Source organism: Vreelandella sp. V005 (assembly GCF_052645115.1).
The window spans coordinates 64,178-77,070 of record NZ_JBQXYA010000004.1 but is presented as its reverse complement, the minus strand read 5'-3'; the positions used below and the strand labels follow the sequence as shown (position 1 = coordinate 77,070).

Genomic DNA, 12,893 nt, shown 5'->3' with positions numbered 1-12,893 from the left:
ACCGGCCATTTTTTGTGTCGCAGGAGACCCTATGAAATGTCAATTGGTTTGGCTGCGCAGCGACCTGCGCATTGATGACAACAGCGCCCTGGCTGCCGCCGCGGCTAAAGGGCCTGTGATAGCGGTATTTTTGCGTAGTATTTCCCAGTGGCAAGCGCACGGCCATGGCGCTAACAAGCTGGATTTTTGGGCACGCGGCGTGGCAGCCGTTAAAGCAGCCCTCAACGGCTTGAATATTCCGCTACTTCACCGTGATATCGAACGCTATGACCAAGCGCCGAAAGCGCTGCTTGAAATCGCTCGTGACTATGACATTGAACAGCTGCACTTCAACCACGAATACGCGCTCAATGAGCGTCACCGCGACCAAGCGGTGCAGGATGCTTTCAAGCAGGCCGGGGTTGCCGCTCACGGCTACCACGACGCCCTCGCGTTTGCCCCAGGCAGCCTATTGACCGGAAAAGGCGATTTTTACGGCGTTTTCACCCCGTTCTCCAAAGCGTGGCACAAGCAGATCACCGCCGACCAATTGGCGCTACGCGATACACCGCCGGTGCAAACAGCACTGGATATCGACAGTGACCCACTGCCTGCCTTACCAGAGCTGGATAGCATGCCGATCGACGGGCGACTTTGGCCGGCGGGTGAAAAGGCAGCGGCTGATAATTTAGCGCGCTTTCTGCGCTTTCGTGGTCGCCATTATAAGGAGCAGCGCGATCTGCCCAAGGTGCGCGGCACCAGCGAACTCTCGCCCTATCTGGCGCTAGGCATGATCTCCCATCGCCAGTGCTTGCAGGCAGCGATGGCTGAAAATAGCGGACATTTAGGCGATGGTGACCTCGGTCTGACGACATGGATCAATGAACTGGTCTGGCGGGAGTTTTACCAGCACGTGGCGTTTGGCTTTCCTGAGGTATGCCGCTATCAGCCTTTTCAGGCGCATACCAAGCAATTGCCGTGGCGCGACGATGATGAAGGCTTCCAAGCGTGGTGTGAGGGGCGCACCGGGTATCCCATTGTCGATGCCGCCATGCGCCAATTAGTGGCCACCGGCTGGATGCATAACCGGCTGCGTATGATCACGGCGATGTTTTTAAGCAAGCACCTGCTCATTGATTGGCGACGCGGTGAAGCTTTCTTTATGCGCCACTTGGTTGACGGCGAATTTTGCGCTAATAACGGCGGTTGGCAATGGGCTGCCTCGACAGGGACCGATGCCGCCCCCTACTTCCGAATTTTTAATCCCACCACACAGTCCACTCGTTTTGATGCCGACGGTGAGTTTATTGCCCACTGGCTGCCTGAGCTTGCTAATCTTCCTGCGAAAGCACGCCACGCACCGCCCCAGGACCTGCTTACCGATGTGCCGTATCCCGCGCCGATTGTCGATCACAAGGCGGCACGACAACGCGCTCTGGACGCGTTTAAATCGCTCACTAAAGAGTAGTAGCAGTCCATAAAACGCTTTTTTCCTAAACCACTCTGTTCACAACGCTAATAGGGAGTCCGCCATGGCTGAGCCTGCGGCGCTGGAGGCGTTCTGCGCCTTTTTTAACAAACTAGACAATACCTGTACAGAAAAGCTATACGAGGTATATACTGAAAATATAATTTTTAGCGACCCTTTACATCATATTGAAGGTCGTGAAGCGCTGGAACGTTATTTTTCAACCATGTACGAGAATGTCGAACAGTGCAGTTTTACTTATCGCACTCGACAGCTGCAGGGTCAGCAGGCATTTGTTACCTGGACCATGTCTTTCGTGCATCCAAAGCTAGCTTCCGGACGTAGGATAGAAGTAGAGGGATGCAGCTCATTAACATTTGCCGATGATGGGCGCGTCTCACAGCACCACGACTACTTCGATGCCGGTGCCATGCTCTACGAACACTTACCGCTGATGGGAAGCGTCATTCGCTGGTTAAAAAAACGCCTTGCCTAATCCTTCACGAATTGGCGGGGCGCACGAGGAGGCTCGATGAGTACATGGAAAACACCCCAACGCATTTGGTTAACCGGTGCCACCTCCGGCATTGGTGAAGCCCTTGCGCGTAAACTCATCGCCCAAGGCCATCAGGTGGTACTTAGCGCACGCAACGCCGAAGCACTGGACGCTCTATGTCAGCACCAACCCAATGCTCACCCACTCCCGCTTGATATCAGTGACCATCAAGCCGTGCTTGACGCTGGCGAGACCATTCGTGAACGCCTGGGCGCGCTGGATTTAGCGATATTTAACGCCGGCACCTGCGAGTATCTGGATGCCCAACACTTTGACATGGCGTTGGTCGAGCGCGTTTTTACACCTAATTTGTTTGGCACTTTGTACGGGGTCGAAGCCGCCCTACCGCTGCTGCGGGCAGCACGACGCGAGGGCCTGCCTGCCCGTTTAGCGGCTACCTCCAGCGCATCGGCTTATTTGCCGCTGCCCCGCGCGGAAGCCTATGGGGCTTCGAAAGCGGCCATTAGCTACTTTCTAGAATCACTACGCCTAGACCTTGATCAGGAGGGGATTGACGTCAGCCTCATTCATCCAGGTTTTGTCAAAACGCCCCTGACCGAGCGCAACGATTTTCCCATGCCCATGCAGGTAACCGCCGAGCAAGCGGCCGACGCCATTATCGAAGGATTGGCGAAGGGTCGGCTGGATATCCACTTCCCACGCCGATTCACCTATATCGTCAAACTGCTGGGTATTTTACCCACCGCTCTACGTCGTCAGGTGGGCCTGCGTATGACCCGGGCTCAAAAGGAGTCGTCATGAGCAACGCGTCCTCGCCATCGGGATCGCAGCGTATTGCGATTATTGGCAGCGGCATCAGTGGGATGGCCGCTGGCTGGTACCTCTCCGCGCAGCACGAGGTGACGCTGTTCGAGGCAGATTCGCGCCTGGGGGGCCACACTGCCACTATGGAGGTGATGGTCGATGGACAGACGTTCGCTATCGACACCGGTTTCATCGTCTTTAACGACTGGACCTACCCTCATTTTCAGCGTTTGATGGCGACGCTTGGCATAGCGTCACAAGCCACCGAAATGAGTTTTTCGGTGCACGAAACGGCGCGTGACTTTGAGTACAACGGCCATACGCTTGGCTCCTTGTTTGCCCAACGGCGGAACCTGTTCAACCCCTCTTTTTATCGTCTATTGAAAGACATCCTGCGCTTTAATAAACAGGCGACCAACGCGTTGGAGAACAATGCGTTACCCGAGGAGATGACGCTGGGTGACTACCTCGACCAGAACCACTATAACCACGCCTTTCAGCAGTACTATTTACTGCCCATGGGGGCAGCCATCTGGTCAGCTAGCATTAGCGATTTACGCGCCTTTCCGCTGGTATTCTTGGTGCGTTTTTTCCGTAACCATGGTCTGCTATCGGTTAATCATCGCCCCCAGTGGCACACGCTGGTGGGCGGTTCCAAAAGCTACATTCCCGACCTAACAGCCCCCTACGCCTCGCGTATTCATCTTAATTCACCGGTCACACAAATCACCCGTGACAGCACTGGGGTCAACATCACCACCCCCACCGGGACACAGCGATTTGATCAGGTGGTGTTGGCCTGCCACGCCGACCAGGCCCTGGCCATGCTGAGCGATGCCAGCGAGACCGAAAAAGCGGTGCTTGGCGCCATGCCTTATCAGGATAACGAGGTGGTGCTGCATACCGACACTTCGCTGCTACCGCGCCGCAAACGCGCCTGGGCAAGCTGGAATTACCGCTTGGATCAGCGCGATAGCGAAGCACGGGTATCGGTCACTTACGCTATGAATATCCTTCAACGAATCGAAAGCGACACTACGTTTTGCGTAACGTTGAACGATAGTGCAAGCATCGATTCTAGCAAGGTGCTGGGCCGCTACACTTACGCCCACCCGCAGTTCACGCTTGGCGGTCAGGCCGCACAGGCGCGCCATGCGGAGATATCATCACGGGCACATCGCACACACTTTTGCGGCGCCTATTGGCGTAACGGTTTTCATGAAGATGGGGTTTGGAGCGCATTACGCGTCGCTCAGGCATTGGGTTGTGATGAAGCAGCCCAGCCGCCAGCGTCGCCTTCTGCGCTGCCGGCTCAGGACCTGTTGACGCCGCAGGGTGTCGAGGGCCTGGGATGATCGCCACCCCGCGTTCACGCATCTACCGTGGCACCTTACGCCACCGGCGTTTCACGCCCGCCTCGCACACTTTTAGCTATCAGCTATGGATGGCGTGGCTGGATCTGGATGAGCTGCCGGGCGTGTTTGATAACGTGCCTGGCTTTAGCGCCCGGCGACCGGCGTTGGCACGCTTTCGCCGTGAGGATTACCTCGGCCCAACCGACCGGCCGCTTAAAACCGCGGTGAGAGAAGAGCTGGCTCGCCAGTTAGGGAGCGCGCCGAATGGCCGGATTTATGTACTCACCCAGCTGCGCACGTTGGGCTGTATGTTTAACCCTATCTCCGTCTACTACGCCTATGACCATTTAGGCAGATTGGCAGCGGTGTTGAGCGAAGTGACCAATATGCCCTGGCGCGAGCGTACCCGTTACGCCAGCAAGGTGGACCCATCACGGCATAGCCATCAGGCGCATTTTGCTAAAGACCTTCATGTCTCGCCGTTTAATCCGATGGAAATGACCTATCGCTGGAAGTTTAATGCCCCCGGCGAAACCCTCTTTCTGCATATGGAGAACTGGCAGGATCAGCAATGCCATTTTGATGCCACTCTGACGCTGTCCGCCTCCCCCGCTACCCGTGGCGCGCTGATTAAAACCCTGGTGCGCCAGCCATGGATGAGCCTTAAAACCATCGCGGGCATTCATTTTGAAGCGCTACGCCTGTGGCTGAAGCGCGTCCCCGTTCATAACCATCCCAAGCGCAAGGAGACTTCAAAATGACCACCCTGCGTTCTACGCCGCCTACCATCCAACCTGCCAGGCAAGACCGTTTAACCAAATGGCTCAAACCGCGCCTCATGGCACAGTTAGATACCTTTCGCGGTGGCCGCATTACGCTCATCGAAAGCGACCAGTGCCATCATTTAGGCCAAGAGGGCCCGCTGCAAGTGACCGTGGTCATCCGCCACTCCCGCGCCTGGAAACGGCTTGCCTTTGGCGGCACCGTAGGCGCCGCGGAGTCGTATATGGATGGCGATTGGGATGCTGACGACCTGGTTGCTCTGGTGCGGCTATTCGCTGCCAACCTGGAGCATGTCAACGGCAAAATGGAGAACGGCAGTGCTCGCATCGCCCGCTGGCTACTAGGCGCCGCCTACCGTTTTCAGCGTAACAGCGTTAGCGGCGCCAAACGCAATATTGCGGCCCACTACGATATCGGCAACGACCTGTTCTCCACCTTTCTAGATCGCCACCACTGGATGTACTCCAGCGCCGTTTTTCCCTATCCAGACGCCAGTTTGGAAGAGGCATCCACGTATAAACTTGACCTGATGCTGGAAAAGCTCGACGTGCGCCCTGAGCACCATTTGTTAGAGATTGGTACTGGCTGGGGTGGGCTGGCCATTCATGCGGCGAAAACCCGTGGCTGCCGCGTCACGACCACGACAATCTCCGACGAGCAGCACGCCCATACGGCTAAACGCATCGAGGAAGAAGGGTTAGAAGACAGGATTACCCTGCTCAAACAGGATTATCGTGAATTGACCGGCCGCTATGACCGACTTATTTCGGTCGAGATGATAGAGGCAGTAGGGCATCAGTATCTCGACACCTACCTCACGAAGCTGGATAGCTTGCTGCTCGATGACGGGCAAGCCATGCTGCAGGCCATCACCATTCGTGATCAGCGCTTTGAAGACGCTAAGCGCGATATGGATTTCATCAAGCGGTACATCTTCCCCGGCGGTTTTTTACCATCACACCATGCCATGTTAAGTAGCGTGATGCGCAAAACGTCGCTTAACGTCGTCGCTTTAGACGAAATTGGCCCGCATTATGCGCGCACCTTGCGCGAATGGCGCCACCGCTTTGAAGCCAGCCTGGAGCAGGTGCGCACCCTGGGCTACGACGAGCGCTTTATCCGTATGTGGCGCTACTATTTGTGCTACTGCGAGGGCGGCTTTATCGAGCGCTCAATTGGCACCTGCCATCTGCTACTGGCCAAGCCTGCGGCAAAACCCGTTCCGCTGACGGGTGCGCTGTAAATGGCCTCTCGCCCCTGGCAGTCACTGGTCGCCAATGCGCTGCTTTTTGAAGCTGGCTGGCTATTGTGCGTACTGGGGGGATCATGGGTCGCTGCCATAGCGGGGAGCGGCTTGCTAGCCTGGCATTTATGGCGCTGCGCGCTACCCGGTGAGGCGCGGTTTATCGCTGGCTTTGCACTGCTCGGTTTGGTGATTGATGGCAGTTTAAAGCGGTTGGGAGGCTTTGATTTTAACGATCAGACACTGGTACTCGGGCTTTTGCCACTCTGGCTGTGGATGCTGTGGCCATTGTTCGCTACGCTAGTTTATCACTCGTTGGCGTGGCTATGGCGCTATCCACTGCTGGCGGCAACGGCTGGCGCGATTAGCGGCCCACTCTCGTATTACGGCGGCGCGCTATTGGCGGAAGTGACGCTTGCTCCTTGGCTCCTCCCCATTCAGGCCCTGATATGGGCGGTACTCTGCGTGGGAATCAGCCGCGTATATAGAGCTTAAGAAGCAGCGGCAGCTACTGACACCAAACGCTTTTCCAATTCCGCCGCGGAGAGTGGCCGAGAGAAGTAAAACCCCTGCACAGACGTGCAGCCAGCAGTCACCAAAAATTGACACTGCTCTTTAGTCTCTACCCCTTCCGCGATCACCCCGAGCCCCATCCCCTGCGCCATTGCCAGGACCGCCTTGACGATCGAGGCATCGGCCTGGTCGTGCGGTAACTCTTTGATAAAAGCCCGGTCGAGCTTGATTTTATCCACCGGCAAACGCTTCAAATAGCCAAGCGACGAATAGCCGGTGCCAAAATCATCAATCGCAATCGCAAAACCTTGGTCACGCAGTGCCTGTAGTCGCGGAGCCATATTACCTGCACGCTCATCAAGCAGCACCGACTCGGTTAACTCCAGACCAATTTGCGATGGCTTCAATTGGTAACGCTTAAGGCAGGTAGCCAGCTGGCTTTCAAGATCTCCTTGAAAAAGCTGTAGCGCCGAAATATTGACCCAAATGGTTAGCTTGGGCATCGCACTGTTACGCCAATGAGCCTGCTGAGCGCACGCTTTTTCGATCACCCAGGTACCCAGTTGCGTCATCAGGCCGTGTCGCTCTGCCAGCGGTATGAAATCGCCTGGGGAAACCATGCCATCCTGAGGGTGGCGCCAGCGCAGTAGCGCTTCCATGCCCACCAACTCACCGCTACTGGGTTCATGCTGCGTTTGATAATGCAGCTCCAACTGGTCACCCGAAATAAGCGCGGCACGCAGATCGCTCACCAGCGCCAGTTGAGGATTATCCTGTTTATCGAGCGCGGGCCGAAACCGCTGGTTATGATTACGTCCCAGCCGTTTGGCGCTATACAACGCTGATTCCAAACGCTGAAAAAGCACCCCAGAATCACTGCCATCTTCCGGTGCTCGGCAGCTTCCAATTGTCAGCCCCAATCGCAACGATTGATCATTGATTTCAAAAGGTCGCGACATATGATCGCGCAGCGTCGCTATCCATTGGTCATGGTCGTCAAAGGTGGTGGTACGAAACACCATAAACTCATCGCCACCCAGGCGACCCACAACACTGCCGGCGACATAACTCTCTAAACGTTGAGCGAAACGCGCCAACAGGCGATCCCCCTGCTCAACCCCTAGGCTATCGTTAACTGATTTCAGACCGTCAATATCAATCAGGGCGATATCGAGGCTCTCACCTGCGCGTAGATGGCGCAGCCGAGAAGCCAACAGGTCGTGCAGGCGACGGCGATTGGGCAGTCCTGTTAATGGATCCTCGTAGCCAATACGGCGCAAATCACGCTCGCGATCTTTTTGTGCTGAAATATCGGTAAACAAGTTTATAAAATGGGTGACCTTGCCCTTTTTGTCCGTCACCGCGCGCACTTTTAACCACTCGGGATACTCATCGCCGTGCTTACGCCGATTCCATAACTCACCCTCCCACTGACCGGTGCTTTCCAGCGTGCTCCAAAATGTTTCATAGAACGCTTTATCGTGGCGAGGGGCCGCCAATGTTTCTAATTTAAGGCCTAAGATTTCCGTGCTGTTATAGCCTGTCACCTCCGTGAATGCCGGATTTGTAGCAATAACTCGATTTTGAGAATCACTAACCACCATGGCATCGCTTGTAAGACTTAATGCATCTTGAGCCAGTCGCAGGCGAAGCCGCTGCTGACGAACTTGGTTCCACGCATCCCAAAGGCCAAGCAACACAAATGCCGCCGCCACTAAACGTAACATGGGGTCAGGGAGCCAGACGCAACCAGGTAGCGCGACTAGCGCCACCCAAACTAACGGACGATTGAGAGAAACAGGAAGCCACATGGCGGTTTGCGTTATCCTATGCAAATTGATCTAGATAAAAATGAACGTTGGCTGCCACATTAATTATGCCGTCCAATAAAAAATTTGGTTAGGCTATATTACGGTAACAGAACACCAATTGTGCCTAATCGACAGCCAAGGCATTAAACTTCCCAGCAATAGTGCTATCGGCCAAACGGCTAAAATCTTAAGATAGAGGCGATAAATAGCCAGTTACGTGCATTCAGCGGTTTCGGGAAGTAGACTAGCCCAACAACCAATTTGATATTCGGAACGATTCAGTGACCAAGCAACACTCCTTTGATCGCGAAGAACTGCTGGCCTGCTCCCGCGGCGAGCTATTCGGCCCCGGCAATGCCCAGCTTCCAGCTCCCAATATGCTGATGCTTGATCGCATCAAGCACATTCATGAAGAAGGCGGCGAGCATGGCAAGGGCGAACTGATCGCTGAGCTGGATATCAGCTCTAACTTGTGGTTTTTTGACTGCCACTTCCCTGGTGATCCTGTCATGCCTGGCTGCTTAGGCTTGGACGCTATGTGGCAGTTAGTCGGCTTCTACCTGGGCTGGTTAGGCCATCCTGGCCGTGGCCGTGCACTTGGCTGCGGCGAGGTCAAGTTCAGCGGACAGATCCTGCCGGATGCACAAAAAGTGACCTATAGCATTAATATTAAGCGTATTATTACCCGCCGCCTTATCTTGGGTATCGCCGACGGTACCGTATCCGTCGACGGACGCGACATTTATCAGGCTAACGATCTGCGCGTTGGCCTATTCACCTCCACTGCGAATTTCTGAACAGGAGGCTCCCATGCGACGAGTGGTAGTCACCGGCCTTGGCATCGTATCGTGCCTTGGCAACGACCAACGACAGGTCCTGGACGCGCTCAAAACTGGGCGTAGCGGTATTCGTTTTAAGGAAGAGTATGCCGAGCATGGCTTCCGTAGCCATGTCGCCGGTAGCGTCGATATCGATCTTGACGCACTCATCGACCGCAAGCTGCGCCGCTTTATGGGCGATGCTGCTGCCTATGCGTATGTGTCCATGGCCCAAGCCATTGAAGACGCGGGACTCTCTGAGGAGCAGGTCTCCAACGAACGTACCGGTCTTATTGCTGGCTCTGGCGGTGCTTCAAGCGCAAACCAAGTTGAAGCAGCGGATGTGTTGCGTGAAAAAGGTCTACGCCGTGTTGGCCCTTATCGCGTCACGCGAACCATGGGCAGTACGGTTTCTGCATGCTTGGCGACGCCTTTTAAAATTAAGGGCGTGAATTACTCCATTTCCTCTGCTTGTGCAACCTCAGCACACTGTATCGGTAGTGCCATGGAGCAAATCCAGCTGAATAAGCAGGATGTAGTGTTTGCTGGCGGCGGGGAAGAGGAGCACTGGACGCTCTCTTGCTTGTTTGATGCCATGGGCGCGCTCTCCACCCACTATAATGATAACCCTGAGCAAGCCTCGCGCCCTTATGATAACGCCCGCGACGGGTTCGTTATCGCTGGAGGCGGCGGCATGCTGGTGTTGGAAGAGCTCGAGCACGCCAAAGCGCGCGGCGCTAAGATTTATGGCGAACTGGTAGGTTATGGCGCGACCTCTGACGGCCATGACATGGTCGCCCCTTCAGGCGAAGGCGCGATGCGCTGCATGCATCAAGCGATGGCAACGGTGGATGGCGCTATTGATTATATCAATACCCATGGCACCTCTACCCCGGTGGGCGATGTGGCTGAGCTAAAAGCCATTCGCGCGGTGTTCGGTAATACGACCCCAGCCATGAGCTCAACCAAATCGCTGACGGGTCATTCGCTGGGTGCAACCGGCGTTCAGGAAGCGATCTATTCGCTGCTGATGATGCAACATAACTTTGTGGCCGCATCGGCGAATATCGCTACCCTGGACGAGCAGGCCGATGGCTTTGATATTGTCACTGCACGTCGTGATAACGTGACGATAGAGCGAGCTTTATCCAACAGCTTCGGCTTTGGCGGCACCAATGCGTGCTTAGTCTTCCAGCGTTTTAACGACTAACGCGTCATCAATCAGCATCGATAGTAAAAACGGCGCCCCAGGGCGCCGTTTTTATGGAAAAAGAGACAAGCCGTTAACGTGTGGTAGGCCGCGGTACGTCAGAAATTTCCTGTAGCTGTGCTTCGATCCACGCTTCAACATCAGTGAGCACCTCATCGGGCATACGGCCTGCCGTCTCAATAGGCTTACCAATGCGCACACGCAGCACGCCTGGCCGCTTAACCCAGTGGCGCCCTGGCCAACGCTCGCCAGCGTTATGCGCAACCGGCAGCACCGGCACCCCCGCACGACACGCCACCACGCTGCCGCTTTTGTTATAGCGTTTGCGGATACCGGGATCGACACGCGTGCCTTCTGGAAAAATAAGCACCGACAAGCCGGTGCCGAGACGCTCGACGCCTTGCGTCAGTACTTGCTTCATGGCCCGCGCTGGCTTGGAACGGTCCAGGCTAATCGGGCGCAGCAGACGCAACCCCCAACCGAAGATGGGCAGACGCAGTAATTCTCGCTTCAGTACCGTACATACAGGCGGCTTCATCACCTGAAGAAATACCGTTTCCCACTCACACTGGTGATTGGCCTGAATGACACAGGGCCCGCTGGGCAGGTTTTCACGCCCCTGAATGTCATAGCGAACGCCGCAGGCGATACGAAACCACACCATCAAAAAGTAGTTATACAAATTGAGTAAGCGGTAGCGACCCGCGAGTGGGAGAAAGGGTGCAATGGGTAGAAACAGAATGCCAATCATCAGCATGGCGAAGAAATAGCCAGCGTAAAATACCAGGCTGCGAACCACATTTATCAAGCCGATGCTCCTGTATCGCTGGCACGGTTGCTCTCACGGGTTAAACACCACGCATCCAGCATGCGCCCAGCCTCTAACCGCCACGGCTTTTGATGAACCCCAAATACGTCTAACACACGACGACAGTTCAAGACGCGCCGCAGCTTGGCATCATGATGATGTTTAAGCGGCTGCACCTCACCGAGGGTAATCTGCTCACCGCGGCCTTCAAGATGAGTTAACAGTTGAGTACGCACCATGGAAGTAAAGGTAAACGCGCTGACCGGCTCAGTGCCAGCAAGGTGATAAGCACCCCATGCATCGGCACCGCTGCCCTGTTGCTGCAGCATACCAATCAGCGCCATGGCGACGGCATCCGCCGATGTCGGACAAAAAATCACATCTTCTGCCGCCCGCACTGGCTTGCCAAGCACTAAGTTATCAATGATGTCATTCAGCCATGCGTGGCTGCCCTCTAGCGCAAACAACGGCCCCAAACGGACAATCAAATGACGCTGAACGTCGGCGCGAATACGGTTACCGGTCTGCACCAAACGGCGCAGACTGTCGTCGCGCGGCGCAGGGACGACATGCTCATCGATAGGCACTTCCAAACCATCTTCGTAGAGCTGATCGGACACACACCATACCAGCGCCACATCGTGCGATAAGCAGGCCTCCAAACAACGATCTACCGCATCGGCATGCGCGGTGACATCAGCTGGCGCCATATTCAAAGGGTGGGCCAATGGCGGGATAATCACCGCGTCAGGCGCAATCGCTTCAAGGCGCGACGGCGTGATGACGGTCCCTTGTTCAATGACTAGTTCAGTATCGGCGCGACGGCTTGCTTCCCGGGCCAGTGCCAAGCTTAAGCAGTGTCCGGCATCCAGTATCAAAAGTTTCAAGCAACATTCCCCTTACTCACGCCCAGCTAGACACTGATGAACGAACAGCGCACTTAAAACGGTATCTCATCGTCAAAGTCGTCGAAGTTGCTTGGATCCGGCGCACCGTAGCTGCTGTTCTGCTGGTTGGGCGGCGGTGCTTGGTTGCCCTGCTGCGGTGCTGGCTGGGGGGGGCGAGGCTGTTGTGAGCCCTGCCCGCCGTAGTTGCCACCCTGAGGCGCACCGCCCTGCTGAGGGTAACCACCGCCTTGATGGGGGGCCGGTGCGTTTTGGGGCGCACTTTGCGGATAGTTATTCTGGCCTGCGCCGCCGCCCTGGAAATCACCGCCTCGACCGTCCAGCATCTGCATATCGTTAGCGACGATTTCTGTCGAGTAACGATCCTGTCCGTTCTGGTCCTGCCACTTACGGGTTTGCAGACGCCCTTCGATATATACTTTGGAGCCTTTTTTCAGATACTGCTGCGCGATTTCGGCGGTTTTATTGAACATCACCACGCGGTGCCACTCGGTACGCTCTTGGCGCTGGCCGCTCTGACGATCCATCCAGGTATCGGTGGTCGCTAGGTTCAAATTCGCTACCGCGGTACCGCTGGGGGTGAAACGCACCTCTGGATCCTGCCCGAGGTTACCAATCAAAATGACCTTGTTAATGCCGCGAGCCATAAGGCGCTCCTTTAATAGCTGTCGTGTAAGGT

The 12,893-nt window shown here is 55.6% G+C and carries 13 protein-coding genes; 9 read left to right on the top strand and 4 right to left on the bottom strand.

Translation table 11 applies throughout. From position 1 onward, the window contains the following. The first annotated feature begins 31 nt into the window (after window positions 1-31). The 7 genes from phrB (at window position 32) to ACUN8H_RS11390 (ending at window position 6,644) form a co-directional block, all read left to right on the top strand. Window positions 32-1,447 (top strand): deoxyribodipyrimidine photo-lyase, encoded by a 1,416-nt coding sequence (gene phrB, locus ACUN8H_RS11420; protein WP_445532258.1) that lies wholly within the window; start codon window positions 32-34, stop codon window positions 1,445-1,447. 64 nt (window positions 1,448-1,511) lie between these two features. After that, window positions 1,512-1,943 (top strand): nuclear transport factor 2 family protein, encoded by a 432-nt coding sequence (locus tag ACUN8H_RS11415; RefSeq protein WP_445532257.1) that lies wholly within the window; start codon window positions 1,512-1,514, stop codon window positions 1,941-1,943. A gap of 36 nt (window positions 1,944-1,979) precedes the next feature. Then, a complete protein-coding gene (locus ACUN8H_RS11410) occupies window positions 1,980-2,765 on the top strand; it encodes an SDR family NAD(P)-dependent oxidoreductase (protein WP_445532256.1) in 786 nt (261 codons plus the stop codon). Further along, the gene (locus ACUN8H_RS11405) at window positions 2,762-4,123 is read left to right on the top strand and encodes an NAD(P)/FAD-dependent oxidoreductase (protein ID WP_445532255.1); all 1,362 of its coding nucleotides are present in this window, start codon (window positions 2,762-2,764) and stop codon (window positions 4,121-4,123) included. Before ACUN8H_RS11410 ends, ACUN8H_RS11405 begins: the two co-directional genes overlap by 4 nt. Next, a complete protein-coding gene (locus ACUN8H_RS11400; protein ID WP_445532254.1) occupies window positions 4,120-4,884 on the top strand; it encodes a DUF1365 domain-containing protein in 765 nt (254 codons plus the stop codon). Before ACUN8H_RS11405 ends, ACUN8H_RS11400 begins: the two co-directional genes overlap by 4 nt. Then, window positions 4,881-6,149, top strand: coding sequence for a class I SAM-dependent methyltransferase (locus tag ACUN8H_RS11395; RefSeq protein WP_445532253.1), 1,269 nt, complete (start codon window positions 4,881-4,883; stop codon window positions 6,147-6,149). Before ACUN8H_RS11400 ends, ACUN8H_RS11395 begins: the two co-directional genes overlap by 4 nt. Continuing rightward, window positions 6,150-6,644, top strand: a complete 495-nt coding sequence (locus tag ACUN8H_RS11390; protein ID WP_445532252.1) for a DUF2878 domain-containing protein — start codon at window positions 6,150-6,152, stop codon at window positions 6,642-6,644. On the opposite strand, the gene ACUN8H_RS11385 is transcribed toward ACUN8H_RS11390, so the two are convergent. Continuing rightward, window positions 6,641-8,473 (bottom strand): putative bifunctional diguanylate cyclase/phosphodiesterase, encoded by a 1,833-nt coding sequence (locus tag ACUN8H_RS11385; protein WP_445532251.1) that lies wholly within the window; start codon window positions 8,471-8,473, stop codon window positions 6,641-6,643. The two genes, ACUN8H_RS11390 and ACUN8H_RS11385, sit on opposite strands and share 4 nt — an antisense overlap. 281 nt (window positions 8,474-8,754) lie before the next feature. Here ACUN8H_RS11385 and fabA point away from each other — a divergent pair, with 281 nt between their 5' ends. Together fabA and fabB are read left to right on the top strand one after the other, a co-directional pair. Further along, window positions 8,755-9,270, top strand: a complete 516-nt coding sequence (gene fabA / locus ACUN8H_RS11380) for a 3-hydroxyacyl-[acyl-carrier-protein] dehydratase FabA (protein ID WP_008959204.1) — start codon at window positions 8,755-8,757, stop codon at window positions 9,268-9,270. A 13-nt stretch (window positions 9,271-9,283) separates the two neighbouring features. Further along, entirely contained in the window at window positions 9,284-10,501 is a 1,218-nt protein-coding gene (gene fabB, locus ACUN8H_RS11375; protein ID WP_445532250.1) for a beta-ketoacyl-ACP synthase I, read from the top strand. A 73-nt stretch (window positions 10,502-10,574) separates the two neighbouring features. Here fabB and ACUN8H_RS11370 read toward each other — a convergent pair whose 3' ends face one another. Genes ACUN8H_RS11370 through ACUN8H_RS11360 form a run of 3 tightly spaced genes read right to left on the bottom strand, consistent with a single transcriptional unit; the run spans window position 10,575 to window position 12,861 of the window. Then, entirely contained in the window at window positions 10,575-11,309 is a 735-nt protein-coding gene (locus tag ACUN8H_RS11370) for a lysophospholipid acyltransferase family protein (RefSeq protein ID WP_445532249.1), read from the bottom strand. Continuing rightward, a complete protein-coding gene (locus ACUN8H_RS11365) occupies window positions 11,306-12,196 on the bottom strand; it encodes a sugar nucleotide-binding protein (protein ID WP_445532248.1) in 891 nt (296 codons plus the stop codon). The genes ACUN8H_RS11370 and ACUN8H_RS11365 overlap by 4 nt, the downstream gene beginning before the upstream one ends. Before the next feature lie 53 nt (window positions 12,197-12,249). Then, window positions 12,250-12,861, bottom strand: a complete 612-nt coding sequence (locus tag ACUN8H_RS11360) for a single-stranded DNA-binding protein (RefSeq protein WP_445532247.1) — start codon at window positions 12,859-12,861, stop codon at window positions 12,250-12,252. Window positions 12,862-12,893: the final 32 nt, after the last annotated feature.